Consider the following 14,723-nt stretch of genomic DNA (forward strand, 5'->3'; position numbering starts at 1 on the left):
GCAACATCCGGGCGACGGTCGACGGCGGCAGGGGCGTACTCACCGCCGACGTGACGAGCCTCGGCACCACCACGAAGAACGTGGAACTGGCCGGCCTCAAGGCCGACTCCGCCGACCTGACGCCCGAAGACGACGTGATCACCCTCGACGACGTCAGCGCCACCCTGACCGAGGCCGGCGCGAAGGCGTTCAGCGGCTACTACACCGCGGGCACCGAACTCGACCCGGTCGACCTCTCCGTCGCCCTCACCGACGACGCCCAACTCCCCTCCGGGGACGGCGACTCCACCGCCACCCCGACCGCCACCGCCTCGGACGCCTCCGGCACGGCGAGCGGCGGTGTCACCGGCTCGACCACCGGCGGCACCGGCGGCAGCCTCGCCGCCACCGGCTCGGCCCTCCCGGCCGCCGCCCTCGGCACGGCGGCCGCGGTCACCGTGGCGGCGGGCGCGGGCGTGGTGTACGCGATGCGCAGGCGCCGTACCGAGGCGTGATCCCCGTCGGCGGCGGCCGGGCGTCCCCTGTCGGCGCCGGCCGGGCGTCTCCCGCCTGGGACGACCCGGCCGCCGCCGCAGTGCTTCAATGCCGGAGTGACTGATTACGACGTGCTGCGTGTCTTCTGCGCGGCGAACGGCGGCTACGGCAACGAACTCGGGGTCGTCCGCGACGGCTCGGTGCTGCCCGCGCGGGAGGACCGGCAGGCGCTGGCGGCCAAGCTCGGCTTCAGCGAGACCGTGTTCGTCGACGACCCCGAGCGCGGGGTCGTCGACATCTACACCCCCACCCTGCGGCTGCCGTTCGCCGGCCACCCCTGCGTCGGTACCGCCTGGCTGCTGGACGTGCCCGAACTGGTCACACCGGCCGGCGTGGTCGGCGCCCGGCTGGACGGGGAGTTCAGCTGGATCGAGGCGCGCCCCGAGTGGGCCCCGCCGCGCACCCTGCGGCAGTACGCCACGGCCGCCGAGGTGGACGCGCTGCCGGTGCCGGCACCGGGGGAGTGGATCTACGCCTGGGCGTGGGAGGACGAGTCCGCCGGGCGGGTCCGGGCCCGCGGCTTTCCCGGGCGCGGCGACGGGATCGACGAGGACGAGGCGACCGGGGCGGCCGCGCTGCTGCTCACCGACCGGCTGGGCCGCGCCCTGAACATCACTCAGGGCAGGGGCTCGCAGATCCTCACGGCACCGCAGCCGTACGGCTGGGTGGAGATCGGCGGGCGGGTCCTTCTGGAGGGCGAGGAGAGCCAGCCCGGGATCAGCTGGTGACCGATGTGTCCTGCCGGCCGCGCCGCACGTAGTACCAGGTCATGTTCGACGACAGCCCCGTCAGCAGCACCCAGACGACACCGATCAGCCAGCTGCCCTGGACGAAGGAGACGACGGCGGCGACGACGGCGAGGACGCAGACGACCAGGGAGTAGAGGGCGAGGCGGGGCATAGGGGGAGTCGCTTTCGGGTCGGTCGGATCGGCCGGGGACACCGGTGGCCGTCCACCAGTGTCCCCCATCCGCTCAGAGAGTCCGCTCAGAGGATCCCCTCAGAGGATCTCCTCAGAGGATCCCGTCAGAGGATCCGCTCAGACGTCCGTGACGCGGAGCCCGGCGTGTGCCTTGTAGCGGCGGTTGACCGAGATCAGGTTCGCGACCAGTGACTCCACCTGGTGGGCGTTGCGCAGCCGCCCCGCGAAGATGCCCCGCATCCCGGGGATCCGCCCGGCCAGCGCCTGCACGATCTCCACGTCCGCGCGCGCCTCGCCCAGCACCATCACATCGGTGTCGATCTCCTCGACCTCCGGGTCCTGGAGCAGCACCGCCGACAGATGGTGGAAGGCCGCCGCGACCCGGGAGTCCGGCAGCAGCGCCGCGGCCTGCTCCGCCGCGCTGCCCTCCTCCGGCTTGAGCGCGTAGGCGCCCTTCTTGTCGAAGCCGAGCGGGTTGACGCAGTCCACGACCAGCTTCCCGGCCAGTTCCGCGCGCAGCGACTCCAGCGTCTTGCCGTGCCCGTCCCACGGTACGGCGACGATCACGAGGTCACTGCGGCGCGCGCACTCGGCGTTGTCGGCGCCCTCGACACCGTGACCGAGTTCGTCGGCGGCGGCCTGCGCGCGCTCGGCGGCCCGGGAGCCGATGATCACCTTCTGGCCGGCCCGGGCCAGCCGGTAGGCGAGGCCCTTGCCCTGCGGGCCGGTGCCGCCGAGCACACCCACGACCAGGCCGGATACGTCGGGCAGGTCCCAGGGATCCTTGGCGGGGGCCTTCTCGGCCGCCGCCTGCTGTGCACTGTCGGAAGTGTCGGAAGAGGTCATGGGCCGACTCTACGTCCGTGGCGGTGGCCGCACCCGGTCAGGTGAGCCGGTTCACGGGCACCCGGCGGAAGGTGATCGTCTCGTACGCGCCGAAGTCCCCGGTCTCGTACAGCAGTCCGACGGTGGCCGGGTCGATCCGGGTCAGGTCGGAGTACGCGGCGGGCAGGCCGTCGAGCGGGTAGGCGGGGCGCCAGGTGGTACCGCCGTCGCCGGACGCACGGATCGTCATCAGCGCGCGGGTGGCGGGGTCCGCGGGGCCCGAGTAGAGCAGCAGGTCGGGATCCCGCAGCTGGAGTACGGAGGCCTCGCAGACCGGCGCGGTGAGCCCGGCCTGCGGCCGGAACGGCTTCACCAGCGTCTTCCCGCCGTCCTTCGAGTGCGCGTCGGCCCGGTTGCCCGGGGACGGCGAGTCGTTACGGGTGTTGAAGTAGACGCGCCCGTCGGGGAGTTCCGCGGCGGTGGTCTCGTTGGCGTTGATGTAGCCGTTGGTGTTCTCGTCGACGTAGCCGAGGTACCAGGTCTCGCCCCGGTCGTCGCTGAGCAGGCAGTGGCCGCTGTTGTACTTGCCCTCGGTGCCGTTGTCGGTCCCGGTGGGCGCGACGGTGTGGTTCGCGGCCACGACGACCCGCCCGGTACGCAGTTGGATGGCGTGCCCGGGGGTCGTGGCGTACCACCGCCACCCGGCCTTCTTCACCGTCTTGGTGATCTCCTTCGGAGCGGACCACGTCACCCCGTCGTCGTCGCTGTGCTGCACCCACACCCGCCGCCCGTCGGCGTCCGGCACCTGCCCGCGCAGGATGGCGTCCTCGGTGGCGGAGGCGGCGCTGCGGACGTGGACGAGCAGGATCCGGCCGGTGTCCAGGACGACGGGGGCGGGGTTGCCGGCGAGGTCGCCGCCGTTGTTCGCGGCGACCTGGAGCGCCCCCCAGGTACGGCCGCCGTCACCGGACCTCTTCAGCACCACGTCGATGTGCCCGTGGTCGGCGCCGGAGTTGACCCTTCCCTCGCAGAAGGCGAGCACGGTGCCCGCCCGGGAGACCACCACGGCCGGGATCCGGAAACTGGCGTAGCCCTCGGTGCCCGCGCGAAAGGGAATGCTCGCTTCTACGTCGCTCATGGGTCGCCTTCTCCCCGGGGCGGGCGAATTCGGGGTGAACTCCGCGTCACGAGTGACCGATTGCGGCAGTATGCGGGGGCATGGACGCCGTACGGGTCGCGTTGCTGCGCGAAGTGCTCGCCGGGACCGAGTGGTTGGGGGCGACGCGCAGATTCGCGGGCGCGCTGCGGGGCTCGGTGGTGACGCACGGCGGCGGACTGCTGCTGCTCGGCACCCCGGAGTACGAGCCGTGGCATCTCGCCGCGCACCTGGTGGACGAGGCCGCGTGGTCCGGTACGCCGGAGTTGGCGCCGACGCTGGTACGGCACGGGGCCCGCCCCGCGGACCCGGCGCATCTCGCCGTCGGTCTCGGCCGTATCGAGGCGGCCCGCCGGGGCGAGACGCTGCTGGTGGTGGCGCCGGGCGACTCCTCGGAACCGCTCCTGGACCACGTCCACAGCGCCCGCCGGGCCGGGGTGACGGTACTGGCCCTCGCCGCCACGGCCGACGACGCGCTGACGGCGATGGCCCACGAGACGCTCACCGTCCCGGACGGCGCGGAACTGGACCTGGACACGGTCCAGCACCTGGTCAGCGCGGCGACAGGCGAGAACGGCCCGTCCCCGAGAGCCCGCCGCCGCTTCCGCGACCGCCTTTCCAGGCTGGCCGAAACGGTAACGGCTCCGCCTCCGACCCCTTGGTAGCCGCCCACCCACCCACCCGACTCGGTCGACCACCTGCCTGCGGCAGCACCGAGAAGAACCGCGGCCCCACACCGACACGCCCCACCGCAACCCCCCTCTCCCGACCGACCAGCCTCTCGCCAGGCCCGTGGGCTCGGGTCTCTCCCGACCGACCAGCCCCTCCCACTGCCCTGGCCTCCCGTCTCTCCCGACCGACCAGCTTCTCGCCGGGCCTGTGGCCTCGGGTCTCTCCCGACCGACCAGCCCCTCCCACTGCCCTGGCCTCCCGTCTCTCCCGACCGACCAGCTTCTCGCCAGGCCCGTGGCCTCGGGTCTCTCCCGGCCGAGCAGCTTCTCGCCAGGCCCGTGGCCTTGCGTTTCTTGCGACCGACCAGCCACTCCCGCTGTCCCGGCCTCCCGTCTCTCCCGACCGAGCAGCCCCTTCCTCTGTTCTTCGGCTCGCCTCTCTGCTGACCGAGTCGGGTGGGTGGGTGGGAAAAGCGGTTGAGGAGGGCGGCGGTGGGCGTTCAGCATGGCTCGGCGTGACCTTGCTTCCCGACCTCGCCCCCTGGCGGGCCTCCGTCGACTTCCGCCGCCTGTGGGCCTCCGGCCTGATCAGCAACTTCGGGACCTTCCTGACCTTCGTCGCGCTCCCGGTGCAGATCAAGGACCTCACCACAAGCGCGGCCGCCGTAGGTGCCGTCGGCGCGGTGGAGCTGCTTCCGCTCATCCTCTTCGGCCTCTACGGCGGCGCCCTCGCCGACGCCCTCGACAAGCGTCTGCTGATCCTGTGGACCGAGGCCGGTCAGGGCCTGCTCAGCGCGGCCCTGCTGCTCAACGCCCTGCTGCCGCACCCGGCCGTCTGGCCGCTGTACGCCGTCGCCGCGCTCTCCTCCGCACTGGGCTCGGTCCAGCGCCCCGCCCTCGACTCGCTCTGGCCGAGGATCGTCGCCCACGACGACCTCCCGGCCGCGGCGGCCCTCAACTCCTTCCGCTGGACCGTCGGCGGCGTCGCAGGCCCCGCCGTCGCCGGCCTGGTCGTGGCGTACGCGGGCCTCGGCTGGGCGTACGGCGCCGACCTCGTCACGTTCGCCGTCTCGGTCGTACTGATCCTGCCGATCGCCGCGTCCCCCGCCGCCCACCAGGCCGTGAAGCCCTCCCTGCGCTCCATCGCGGAGGGCGCCCGCTACGCCTGGGGCCGCAAGGAACTCCTCGGCACCTACGCCGTGGACCTCGCGGCGATGTTCCTGGCGATGCCGCTCGCCGTCCTGCCGTTCCTGGCCGACGAGTTGGACGCGAAGTGGTCCCTGGGGCTGATGTATGCCAGCATCCCGGCCGGTTCGCTGCTGGTGAGCCTGGTCAGCGGCTGGACCGGGCGGGTGCGCCGGCACGGGCGGATGGTGGTGCTGTCGGCCGCGCTGTGGGGCCTGGCGATCGCCGCCGCCGGCGCCGTGCGCAACGTATGGCTCGTCCTGCTCCTGCTGGCCGTCGCCGGCGGCTGCGACATGATCAGCGGGATCTTCCGGGGCGTCATGTGGAACCAGACGATCCCCGACGAGCTGCGCGGCCGGCTCGCCGGGATCGAGCTGCTGTCGTACTCCGTGGGCCCGACCCTCGGCCAGGTCCGGGCCGGCGGCATGGCCGGATGGCTGGGCGTCCGGGCGTCCGTCGGCGTGGGCGGCCTGCTGTGCGCGGGCACGGTCGGCCTGCTGGCCCTGTGCCTGCCCGCCCTGATGTCGTACGACGCACGAGTCAACGAGCACGCCGTACGGCTGCGCGCCCAGCGCGCGGCCGCACCGACCCAGCTCTGATCAACCCTCGTCCGAGGAGTCACCCGCCGGCGCGTCGTGCCACTTGGGATCGTTCTCCCACTGGAGGTTGCGCTCCCGCGCGATCTCCATCGCGTGCTCGGCCTCCTGCCGGGTGGCGTAGGGGCCGAAACGGTCCTTGGCAGGGCACTCGGGGCCCTCCTCGACCTTCTTGTGCTCGAGGCAGTAGTACCACTCGCCCGGCTTGCCGACGGTCCGCTTCTTGAACAGGGCCATGACCGGCTCCTTTCGCCATCCACATGTTCCCGCATGCCCGCTGGTTAGACTCGCTGGCATGTCTGGCCAGTCGCTGCTCGTACCAGGGGAGCTCTCTCCCACCCGTTCGGTACCCGGAAACATCCGCCGCCCCGAGTACGTCGGCAAACCCGCGCCGACCCCGTACACCGGGCCCGAGGTGCAGACCCCGGAGGCCATCGAGGCGATGCGGATCGCCGGCCGTGTCGCCGCGCAGGCGATGGCGGAGGCCGCGAAGATCATCGCGCCGGGGGTGACCACGGACGAGCTGGACAAGGTCGCGCACACGTACATGTGCGACCACGGGGCCTACCCGTCCACGCTCGGCTACCGCGGCTTCCCCAAGTCCCTGTGCACCAGCCTCAACGAGGTCATCTGCCACGGCATTCCGGACTCGACCGTCCTCCAGGACGGGGACATCGTCAACCTGGACGTGACGGCGTACATCGGCGGGGTGCACGGCGACAACAACGCGACCTACCTGGTCGGGGACGTCGACGAGGAGAGCCGGCTGCTGGTCGAGCGGACCCGGGAGTCCCTCGACCGGGCGATCAAGGCCGTCAAGCCCGGCCGGCAGATCAACATCATCGGCCGGGTCATCGAGTCGTACGCCAAGCGCTTCGGGTACGGCGTGGTGCGGGACTTCACCGGCCACGGCATCAACTCGTCGTTCCACTCCGGGCTGATCATCCCGCACTACGACAGCCCGCAGGCGACGACCGTGATGCAGCCCGGGATGACCTTCACGATCGAGCCGATGCTGACGCTCGGGACGCACGAGTACGACATGTGGGACGACGGCTGGACGGTCGTCACCAAGGACCGCAAGCGGACCGCCCAGTTCGAGCACACCCTGGTGGTGACCGACACCGGCGCGGAGATCCTCACCCTGCCGTAGCCCCGCCGCAGCCCCGCCGTTCCACCTGGCCCGTCCTCCCCTCGGAAGGCGGGCCTTTTTCGGGTACGCTTTTACCGACAGGGTGTCGGTAACTTTACCGACGAGGCGTCGGCAAGGCATTGACTTAGGTAAGCCTTACCTTAGAGGATGTTGCCCATGGACTCCTTCGCGACACTCATCCGCACCGCGTCCCACGAGCAGCACGTGGCGGCGGAGACCTCGACGTTCATGAGCGACCTCCTGGGCGGCCGGCTCGGCGTATCGGCGTACACGCGCTACACCGAGCAGCTGTGGTTCGTGTACGAGGCGCTGGAGAGCGGGGCCGCACGGCTGGCGTCGGACCCGCTGGCCGGGCCGTTCGTGCAGCCCGAGCTGTTCCGGCTGGCGGCGCTGGAGCGGGACCTCGCGCATCTGCGCGGGGCCGGGTGGCGGACGGGGCTCACGGCGCTGCCGGCCACCGAGGAGTACGCGGCCCGGGTGCGGGAGTGCGCCGGGGCCTGGCCGGCCGGCTACATCGCCCACCACTACACCCGCTACCTGGGCGACCTCTCCGGCGGCCAGATCATCCGCGACCGCGCGGAGCGGACCTGGGGTTTCGAGCGCAAGGGCGACGGCGTCCGCTTCTACGTCTTCGAGGACATCGCCAACCCGGCCGCGTTCAAGCGGGGTTACCGCGAACTGCTGGACGCGGTGAACGCCGACGACCTGGAGAAGCAGCGCATCGTCACCGAGTGCAAGCGGGCGTTCGCCCTCAACACGGCGCTGTTCCGGGAACTGGGCGAGGAGTTCCCGCTGACGGCGTGACGGCGTGACGGCGTCACGCCGTCACGGCGCGCGGGCTCACTGGGCGATGGAGCAGTACTCGTTCGTCCCCTGCCAGAAGCGGTAGAGCTCCTGACCGCAGTACTGCGAGACGTCGTCCACACCCAGGCCGCGCAGCAGCGCGTCGATCACGTCGAAGAACGCGCTGTTGATCGACGGCACCCACAGCAGCGCGAAGACGAAGAGCAGACCGAACGGGGCGAACGGCTCCACCTGGCGCTTGATGCCGTACGACAGCCAGGGCTCGATCACGCCGTAGCCGTCCAGGCCCGGCACCGGCAGGAAGTTCAGGATCGCCGCCGTGACCTGGAGCAGGGCGAGGAAGGCGAGGGCGTAACGGAAGTCGCGCGGCACGCCGTCCAGGGAGTGCAGCCAGAACGGCGCGGTGCAGACGGCGGCGAAGACCACGTTCGTCAGCGGGCCGGCCGCCGAGATGAGGCTGTGTCGCCAGCGGCCGCGGATCCGGCTGCGCTCGATGAACACCGCACCGCCCGGCAGACCGATCCCGCCCATGATCACGAACAGCACCGGGAGCACGATGCTCAGCAGGGCGTGGGTGTACTTCAGCGGGTTCAGGGTCAGGTAGCCCTTCGCGCCCACCGTGATGTCACCGCCGTGCAGGGCGGTGCGCGCGTGCGCGTACTCGTGCAGGCACAGCGAGACGATCCAGGCCGCCGTCACGAACAGGAACACGGCGACGCCGGGCTGCTCGGCGAACCCGGACCAGGTCGCCCACCCGGTGACGGCGGTGACGGCCAGGATCCCGACGAAGACGGGACTGATCCGCCGGTCGCTGTGGCGGGTGGTGGTGGCGGTCATGGGCGGGGCTCCTGGGGACTGGGGCGGTCGGCGCGGGTCCGACCGTACCTGGCGTGGGGAAAAAGCGCGTCGGGTGCTCGGGAAATACCTCTCGGCGCAGGTGAAAACGGATCGCGACCGGCGTTCGGTTCCGGAAGGCTGGGGACATGCGACCGCCGAAGGCGTTGAAGGTGTTCTACGAGGACTGGCAGATGGAGTGCTGCGGCACCCCGTTCGCGGTCGGCGACGAGGTGGCCTGGAAACTCGTCGCCTACCGGGCCGAGGCCCGCCGGGAGGACGTCGGGTACGGCGCCGAGGCCTGGGTGGAGAACCACGGCGGGCCCGACCACCCCACCACCGGCCGGGTCCACGCCGTCGCCCTGGTCCGGGAGGAGTACCGCTTCCACCGGCCCGACCCGGTGCCGGCGCCGCCGGGGGAGGGGGTGGTGCTGCAGGGCACCGGACGCGGCCTGGAACCGGTGCCCGGGACCGTCACGACGACGTCCGTCGAAGCCTGCCCGAAGTGGTTCGGGGAGGTGGACCTCGGCACAGTGGACGGCCTGGGGCGGGTCCGCCGTACCTGCGGCGCCCTCGTCACGCTGGCCGCCCCGGACACGAGGCACGTCCTGCGCCCCTGACCCCCGTGGCGGCTCTCGACACCCCGCCGTCCGAACCCCGTGACCGCTCCTGACACCCCCAGGGACAATGGACCCCGTGCGCTACCGGATTCTTGGCACCACCCAGGCCCTCCGCCCCGACGGTACGACCGTCCCCGTGGGCGGCGCACGGCTGCGTGCCCTGCTGACCGTGCTGGCGCTGCGCCCCGGGCGCGGGGTGCCGGCCGGGCTGCTCGTCGACGAGGTGTGGGGCGCCGACCCGCCCGCCGACGCCGGGGGCGCCCTCCAGGCCCTGGTCGGCCGGCTGCGCCGGGCGCTCGGCGCGGACGCGATCGAGTCCACCGACGGCGGCTACCGCCTCGCGGCCGCCCCCGACGACATCGACCTGCACCGCTTCGAGCGGCTCACCGGCGAAGCCCTGCGCGCGCTCGCCGACGGCGACCCCGCCAAGGCGACGACCGTCCTCGACGACGCCCTCGCCCTGTGGCACGGCCCGGCCCTGGCCGACCTGCCCGACCGCACCGCCGAGGCGGCCCGCGTCGACGTCCGCCGCCTGGATGCGCTGCGCGCCCGCCACACCGCGGCCCTCGCCCTCGGCCAGGCCGAACAGGCCCTGCCCGAGCTGACCGCCCTGTGCGACGCCCACCCCCTGGACGAGTCTCTCCAGACGCTGCGGCTGCGCGCCCTGCACAGCTGCGGCCGCACCGCCGAGGCGCTGGCCGCCTACGACGACGTAAGACGCCTCCTCGCCGACCGCCTCGGCTCCGACCCCGGGCCCGAACTGCGCGCCCTGCACGCCGAGTTGCTCGACCCGGCGGCGGAGCCCGAGGAGCCGTCCCGGCCCGGCAACCTGCGCGCCCGGCTCACCTCCTTCGTCGGACGCGAGGCCGACCTGGAGGTCATCCGGGGCGACCTCGCCGCCGCCCGCCTGGTCACCCTGCTCGGGCCCGGCGGGGCCGGCAAGACCCGGCTGTCCCAGGAGGCCGCCGAGACCGTGCGGAACGCCGCCCGGGACGGGGTGTGGCTGGCCGAGCTGGCCCCCGTCGACGACCCGGCGGACGTCCCCGAGGCCGTGCTCAGCGCGCTGGGCGCCCGCGAGACCGTGCTCTACGGCGCCGGCGCCGAGGGCATGCGGGCCGCCGCCGACCGGCACGACGACCCGGTCGAGCGGCTCGTCGACCACTGTTCCCGGCGCCGGATGCTGATCGTCCTCGACAACTGCGAGCACGTCGTCGACGCGGCGGCCGACCTGGCGGCACAGCTGCTGGAGCGCTGCCCGGACCTGACGATCCTCGCCACCAGCCGCGAACCCCTGGGCGTTCCGGGGGAGTTGCTGCGCCCCGTGGAGCCGCTGCCCGAGCCGGTGGCGCTGAGACTGTTCGCCGACCGGGGCGCTGCGGCCCGGCCCGGCTTCACGGTCGACGCCGACGAGGAGACCGCGGCGGCCTGCGAGGAGATCTGCCGCCGCCTGGACGGACTGCCCCTCGCCATCGAGCTGGCCGCCGCCCGGCTGCGGATGCTCACGCCCCGTCAGATAGCCGACCGGCTCGACGACCGCTTCCGCCTGCTCACCTCCGGCAGCCGTACCGTGCTGCCCCGCCAGCAGACCCTGCGCGCGGTCGTCGACTGGTCCTGGGACCTGCTCGACGCGGCCGAGCGGGACGTCCTCGGCCGGCTCTCCGTCTTCGCGGGCGGCTGCGACCTGGCCGCCGCCGAGGCGGTCTGCGGTCCCGCCGCCCTCGACGCGCTCGCTTCCCTGGTCGACAAGTCCCTTGTCGTCGCGGCCCCTTCGGCCGGGCAGGGGATGCGCTACCGGCTCCTGGAGACCGTCGCCGAGTACGCCGGCGCCCGCCTGGACGAGAGCGGCGCGCGCGCCGCCGCCGAGCGCGCCCATCTGACGTACTACCGCGAACTCGCCCGCACCACCGACCCGTTGCTGCGCGGCTCCGGCCAGCGTGCCGCCGTGGCCCGGCTGGAGCTGGAGTACGAGAACCTGCGCACCGCCATCCGCCACGCCGTCGCCGCCAAGGACGAGCAGGAGGCACTGTGCCTGGCCCACTCCCTGGTCTGGTACTGGCAGTTGCGTGACAAGCGGGTCGAGACCCGCACCTGGTGCGCCGACATCATCGCTCTCGGCCCGACCCCCTTCGCCGAGCCGGTCCGTCGCGCCGAACCGGTGTGGCGGCGCCTGACCGACACACCGCCGCCGTACACCGGAGAAGTCCTGGCCGAGGCCCGGCGTGGCATCCATCTGGCCCATCTGGCCTGCATGGACACCGATGTGGAGGCCTGGCAGACCCCGGCCGCGCAGGCCAAGATGCGCGCCGTCACCCAGGCCTACGAGCCCGGTCTGCCGCAGACCTGCCGGGCCCCCGGCATGTTCTGGTTCTTCGCCGTGATGCTGACCGACGGCCTGGAGCAGCTGCGCACCATCGTCGACGCCGGCGTCGAGACCTGCCGTCGTACGCCCGGCTTCGAGTGGGAACTCGCCGGAGCCCTCCAGCTGCGCGCCAACGTGTTCGCCAACTTCGCCGCCTCGGCCGGTGCCGCCATCCGCGACGCCGACGAGGCCCTGGAGATCTTCCGGCGCCTCGGGGACGACTGGGGCACCGCCGAGGCCTTCTCCGCACGTGCCGAGTCCCGGGAACGCATGGGGGAGTACCGGGAGGCCGCCGCCGACTACGAGGCCGCCATCGAGTGCGCCCAGCGACTCGACGCCCGCACCCAGGTAGCCGTGCTCAACGCCCGCCTGGGCATGGCGCTGCTCGAACTGGGCGAGATCGAGCGCGGTGAACGGCTGCTGCGCGAGGTCATCGCCGACCACGACAGCAGCCACAACGAGGCGATGCCCGCCGCCCGGCTCTTCCTCACCGTGTGGCTGCTGCTGACCGACCGGATCGCCGAGGCCCGTGAGCAACTCCGGCTGCTGCGCACCCAGTTCAAGATCTCGCACTTCGTCGTCTTCGACGCCATGATCCTCACCCAGGAGGCCTGGGTGGACGCCCTCGACGGCCTCCACACGGACGCCCTGGCCAAGCTGCGCGAGGCGATAGCGCACTCCGGCGACCCGCTGACCCAGGCCATCACCCCGCACATCGTCTCCTCCTGCCTGACCGTCGCCGCGACCGCACTGTCCGGCGTGGACGGCGGCGCCCGCGCCCGGGACGCCGCCCGCTGCCTGGGTGCCGCCGAAGCCCTGCAGCCGCCCGGCCACATCCCCTCCGGCATGGAACGCACGATGCGCGCCCGCACCGAGGCACAGGTCCGCGCCGCACTCGGTGACGACGACGCCTATGAGGCCGCATACGCCGAGGGCGGCGGCCTCTCCCTCGTGGAGGCCACCGCCCTGATCTGACCGGGACTGCCGGACTTCAGCTCTTGGTGCGGAACTTGTAGATCGCGTACGGTGCCGCCACCGCCGTGATCCCCACCGACCAGGCCAGCGTGATCCACAGGTCGTGGGCGACCGGGCCGCCGATCATCAGGCCGCGGGCCGCGTCGGCGAGCGTGGACAGCGGGTTGTAGTCGGTGAAGGCCTGCAGCCAGCCCGGCATCGACTGCGTCGGCGCGAAGATCGACGAGCCGAACTGCAGCGGGAACAGCACCAGGAACCCCATCGCCTGCACGGACTGCGCGCTCTTCAGGATCACGCCCAGGGTGAGGAACACCCACATGATCGAGGAGGCGAACACCGCGGACAGGCCCACGGCGGCGAACAGCCCGCCCCAGTGGGTGATGTGGAACCCGACCAGCACGGCCACGACCATCAGCACGGCGGTCGCGAACAGCATCCGCACCAGCTCGACGGAGATCTTCGCGAACAGCACCGAGCCGCGCCCGATCGGCAGCGACCGGAACCGGTCCATCACACCGGAGTTGAAGTCCTGGCTGAACCCGGTGCCGACGCCCTGCGAGAGCGTCATGCTCATCATCGCGATCATGCCCGGGATGACGTACTGGACGTAGCCGTCCTGGCCGCCGCCGAGGGCCTGCCCGATCGAGCCGCCGAAGACGTACACGAACAGCAGCGTGAAGACGACCGGCATCAGCACGGCGTCGAACATGGACTCCGGGTCCTGCCGGATCCACAGCAGATTGCGGCGGATCAGGGCGCCGGTGTGCCGCAGATGCCCGCGCAGCGGGATCCGGGCGTCGGCGGCGGCCGGGGCGGCGGTGACGCCCGGGGTGGTGGTGACGGCGCTCATACGGCGACCTCCTCGCGGTCGTCTGCGGGCGTGGCGTCCTGCGGGGCACTGGCACGGTGGCCGGTGAGGGACAGGAAGACCTCGTCCAGGCTGGGCAGTTCGGTGACGATGGAGCTGATGGTGATACCGCGGGCGGTGACGGCGCCGACCACGGCGGTCAGCTGCTCGTCGCTGAGGATCGGCACCAGCAGGGTGCCCCGCTCGGCGTCCACGGTCGTGCCGGCGAGCCCGGTGATCCCCAGCTCGTCGATCATGGCGGCGAGCGGCCGCACCTGCAGCGGGTCGACCGGCTTCACACGCAGCGTCCGCCCGCCGACCTTGGCCTTCAGCTCCTCCACCTTGCCGCCGGCGATGACCTTCCCGCGGTCCACGACGGTCAGTTCGGAGGCGAGCTGCTCGGCCTCCTCCATGTACTGGGTGGTCAGCAGTACGGTCACGCCCTCGCCGACCATCGCCTTGACCTCGTCCCACACCTCGTTGCGGGTGCGCGGGTCGAGACCGGTGGTCGGCTCGTCCAGGAACAGCACCTGGGGGTGTCCGATCATCGAGGCGGCGAGGTCCAGCCGGCGGCGCATGCCGCCGGAGTAGGTGCCGGCCGGGCGCTTGGCGGCGTCGGTCAGCGAGAACCGCTCCAGCAGCTGGTCGGCCCGGGCCCGGGCGTCCCTGCGGGACAGGTCGAGCAGCCTCCCGATCATGTAGAGGTTCTCCCAGCCCGGCAGCTTCTCGTCGACCGAGGCGTACTGCCCGGTCAGCCCGATCACCCGGCGCAGCTGGCGGGGCTGGCGCAGGACGTCGTAGCCGGCGACGGTCGCCTGCCCGGCGTCGGGCTTCAGCAGTGTGGACAGAATCCGGACGATGGTCGTCTTGCCGGCCCCGTTCGGCCCGAGGACCCCCATCACGGTGCCCTCGCGGACGTCCAGATCAACTCCGTCGAGAGCCTTGGTGTCGCCGTAGTGCTTCACCAGCCCCCGTACGGTCACGGCGGTGTTGTCGATTCGCGTCATGGGAAGAACCGTGCCAGGCCCCACCGACAAACCACCGACAGGCCGCCGACACCGGCGCACGTCCTGCCGACAACCCGCCTACGAACCGCCGACACGGGGCGGCGTACCGGGCCCGCCATGACCGTCCCCGCTGCCCGGTCCCTCGACACCGACCGGCTGGAACTACTGCCGCCGCCCGTCGAGCACGCCGGAACGACCGCCGCGACCACGAACCCCCTGACCACCGCGACCATCAA

General features: G+C 72.4%; 15 protein-coding genes. 8 read left to right on the plus strand and 7 right to left on the minus strand.

The features are described 5' to 3' along the window. Positions 1-5: 5 nt before the first annotated feature. Positions 6-494 carry an HtaA domain-containing protein gene (locus tag AB0D59_RS46205; protein ID WP_362577835.1) on the plus strand — a complete coding sequence of 163 codons (489 nt, stop codon included), beginning with the start codon at positions 6-8 and terminating at the stop codon, positions 492-494. 96 nt (positions 495-590) lie between these two features. Next, positions 591-1,262: a PhzF family phenazine biosynthesis protein gene (locus AB0D59_RS46210; RefSeq protein WP_362577777.1), complete on the plus strand. Its 672-nt coding sequence runs from the start codon at positions 591-593 to the stop codon at positions 1,260-1,262. Here the strand turns inward: AB0D59_RS46210 and AB0D59_RS46215 are convergent. The 3 genes from AB0D59_RS46215 to AB0D59_RS46225 all read right to left on the minus strand — a co-directional run bounded on the left by AB0D59_RS46215 (position 1,252) and on the right by AB0D59_RS46225 (position 3,418). Further along, on the minus strand, positions 1,252-1,434 hold the full coding sequence (locus AB0D59_RS46215; RefSeq protein ID WP_362577779.1) for a hypothetical protein: 183 nt from the start codon (positions 1,432-1,434) through the stop codon (positions 1,252-1,254). The two genes, AB0D59_RS46210 and AB0D59_RS46215, sit on opposite strands and share 11 nt — an antisense overlap. 138 nt (positions 1,435-1,572) lie before the next feature. After that, positions 1,573-2,301, minus strand: a complete 729-nt coding sequence (npdG, locus tag AB0D59_RS46220; protein WP_351731962.1) for an NADPH-dependent F420 reductase — start codon at positions 2,299-2,301, stop codon at positions 1,573-1,575. A gap of 37 nt (positions 2,302-2,338) precedes the next feature. Beyond that, positions 2,339-3,418, minus strand: coding sequence for a sialidase family protein (locus AB0D59_RS46225; RefSeq protein WP_362577781.1), 1,080 nt, complete (start codon positions 3,416-3,418; stop codon positions 2,339-2,341). A gap of 80 nt (positions 3,419-3,498) precedes the next feature. Here AB0D59_RS46225 and AB0D59_RS46230 point away from each other — a divergent pair, with 80 nt between their 5' ends. Together AB0D59_RS46230 and AB0D59_RS46235 are read left to right on the plus strand one after the other, a co-directional pair. Next, positions 3,499-4,101 (plus strand): hypothetical protein, encoded by a 603-nt coding sequence (locus AB0D59_RS46230; protein ID WP_362577783.1) that lies wholly within the window; start codon positions 3,499-3,501, stop codon positions 4,099-4,101. A gap of 521 nt (positions 4,102-4,622) precedes the next feature. Then, positions 4,623-5,891: an MFS transporter gene (locus AB0D59_RS46235; protein WP_362577785.1), complete on the plus strand. Its 1,269-nt coding sequence runs from the start codon at positions 4,623-4,625 to the stop codon at positions 5,889-5,891. On the opposite strand, the gene AB0D59_RS46240 is transcribed toward AB0D59_RS46235, so the two are convergent. Then, positions 5,892-6,125, minus strand: coding sequence for a hypothetical protein (locus tag AB0D59_RS46240; RefSeq protein ID WP_351731972.1), 234 nt, complete (start codon positions 6,123-6,125; stop codon positions 5,892-5,894). Between the two features lie 58 nt (positions 6,126-6,183). Between AB0D59_RS46240 and map the strand changes: the two genes are divergently transcribed. After that, on the plus strand, positions 6,184-7,041 hold the full coding sequence (gene map / locus AB0D59_RS46245; RefSeq protein WP_362577788.1) for a type I methionyl aminopeptidase: 858 nt from the start codon (positions 6,184-6,186) through the stop codon (positions 7,039-7,041). 156 nt (positions 7,042-7,197) lie between these two features. Further along, a complete protein-coding gene (locus AB0D59_RS46250) occupies positions 7,198-7,845 on the plus strand; it encodes a biliverdin-producing heme oxygenase (protein ID WP_362577790.1) in 648 nt (215 codons plus the stop codon). 36 nt (positions 7,846-7,881) lie between these two features. Here the strand turns inward: AB0D59_RS46250 and AB0D59_RS46255 are convergent, their stop codons facing one another. Further along, positions 7,882-8,682, minus strand: a complete 801-nt coding sequence (locus AB0D59_RS46255) for a site-2 protease family protein (protein WP_362577792.1) — start codon at positions 8,680-8,682, stop codon at positions 7,882-7,884. Positions 8,683-8,828: 146 nt separating this feature from the next. On the opposite strand from AB0D59_RS46255, the gene AB0D59_RS46260 reads away from it, so the two are divergent. Then, entirely contained in the window at positions 8,829-9,299 is a 471-nt protein-coding gene (locus AB0D59_RS46260; protein WP_362577794.1) for a DUF6578 domain-containing protein, read from the plus strand. A gap of 67 nt (positions 9,300-9,366) precedes the next feature. Beyond that, the gene (locus AB0D59_RS46265; RefSeq protein WP_362577796.1) at positions 9,367-12,633 is read left to right on the plus strand and encodes a BTAD domain-containing putative transcriptional regulator; all 3,267 of its coding nucleotides are present in this window, start codon (positions 9,367-9,369) and stop codon (positions 12,631-12,633) included. 16 nt (positions 12,634-12,649) lie between these two features. Here the strand turns inward: AB0D59_RS46265 and AB0D59_RS46270 are convergent, their stop codons facing one another. After that, positions 12,650-13,483, minus strand: coding sequence for an ABC transporter permease (locus AB0D59_RS46270; RefSeq protein ID WP_362577798.1), 834 nt, complete (start codon positions 13,481-13,483; stop codon positions 12,650-12,652). Continuing rightward, the gene (locus tag AB0D59_RS46275) at positions 13,480-14,487 is read right to left on the minus strand and encodes an ATP-binding cassette domain-containing protein (RefSeq protein ID WP_362577800.1); all 1,008 of its coding nucleotides are present in this window, start codon (positions 14,485-14,487) and stop codon (positions 13,480-13,482) included. Before AB0D59_RS46275 ends, AB0D59_RS46270 begins: the two co-directional genes overlap by 4 nt. Positions 14,488-14,723 lie beyond the last annotated feature (236 nt).

This window comes from Streptomyces sp. NPDC048417 (assembly GCF_040651615.1).
Taxonomy (GTDB): Bacteria; Actinomycetota; Actinomycetes; order Streptomycetales; family Streptomycetaceae; genus Streptomyces.

Excerpts from the sequence above, each read along its gene's own strand:
- AB0D59_RS46255 (WP_362577792.1), bottom strand. The coding sequence starts at position 8,682 with ATGACCGCCACCACCACCCGCCACAGCGACCGGCGGATCAGTCCCGTC.
- AB0D59_RS46225 (WP_362577781.1), bottom strand. The coding sequence starts at position 3,418 with ATGAGCGACGTAGAAGCGAGCATTCCCTTTCGCGCGGGCACCGAGGGC.
- AB0D59_RS46230 (WP_362577783.1), top strand. The coding sequence starts at position 3,499 with ATGGACGCCGTACGGGTCGCGTTGCTGCGCGAAGTGCTCGCCGGGACC.
- AB0D59_RS46270 (WP_362577798.1), bottom strand. The coding sequence starts at position 13,483 with ATGAGCGCCGTCACCACCACCCCGGGCGTCACCGCCGCCCCGGCCGCC.
- AB0D59_RS46240 (WP_351731972.1), bottom strand. The coding sequence starts at position 6,125 with ATGGCCCTGTTCAAGAAGCGGACCGTCGGCAAGCCGGGCGAGTGGTAC.
- AB0D59_RS46265 (WP_362577796.1), top strand. The coding sequence starts at position 9,367 with ATGGACCCCGTGCGCTACCGGATTCTTGGCACCACCCAGGCCCTCCGC.
- AB0D59_RS46260 (WP_362577794.1), top strand. The coding sequence starts at position 8,829 with ATGCGACCGCCGAAGGCGTTGAAGGTGTTCTACGAGGACTGGCAGATG.
- AB0D59_RS46215 (WP_362577779.1), bottom strand. The coding sequence starts at position 1,434 with ATGCCCCGCCTCGCCCTCTACTCCCTGGTCGTCTGCGTCCTCGCCGTC.
- map (WP_362577788.1), top strand. The coding sequence starts at position 6,184 with ATGTCTGGCCAGTCGCTGCTCGTACCAGGGGAGCTCTCTCCCACCCGT.
- npdG (WP_351731962.1), bottom strand. The coding sequence starts at position 2,301 with ATGACCTCTTCCGACACTTCCGACAGTGCACAGCAGGCGGCGGCCGAG.
- AB0D59_RS46250 (WP_362577790.1), top strand. The coding sequence starts at position 7,198 with ATGGACTCCTTCGCGACACTCATCCGCACCGCGTCCCACGAGCAGCAC.
- AB0D59_RS46275 (WP_362577800.1), bottom strand. The coding sequence starts at position 14,487 with ATGACGCGAATCGACAACACCGCCGTGACCGTACGGGGGCTGGTGAAG.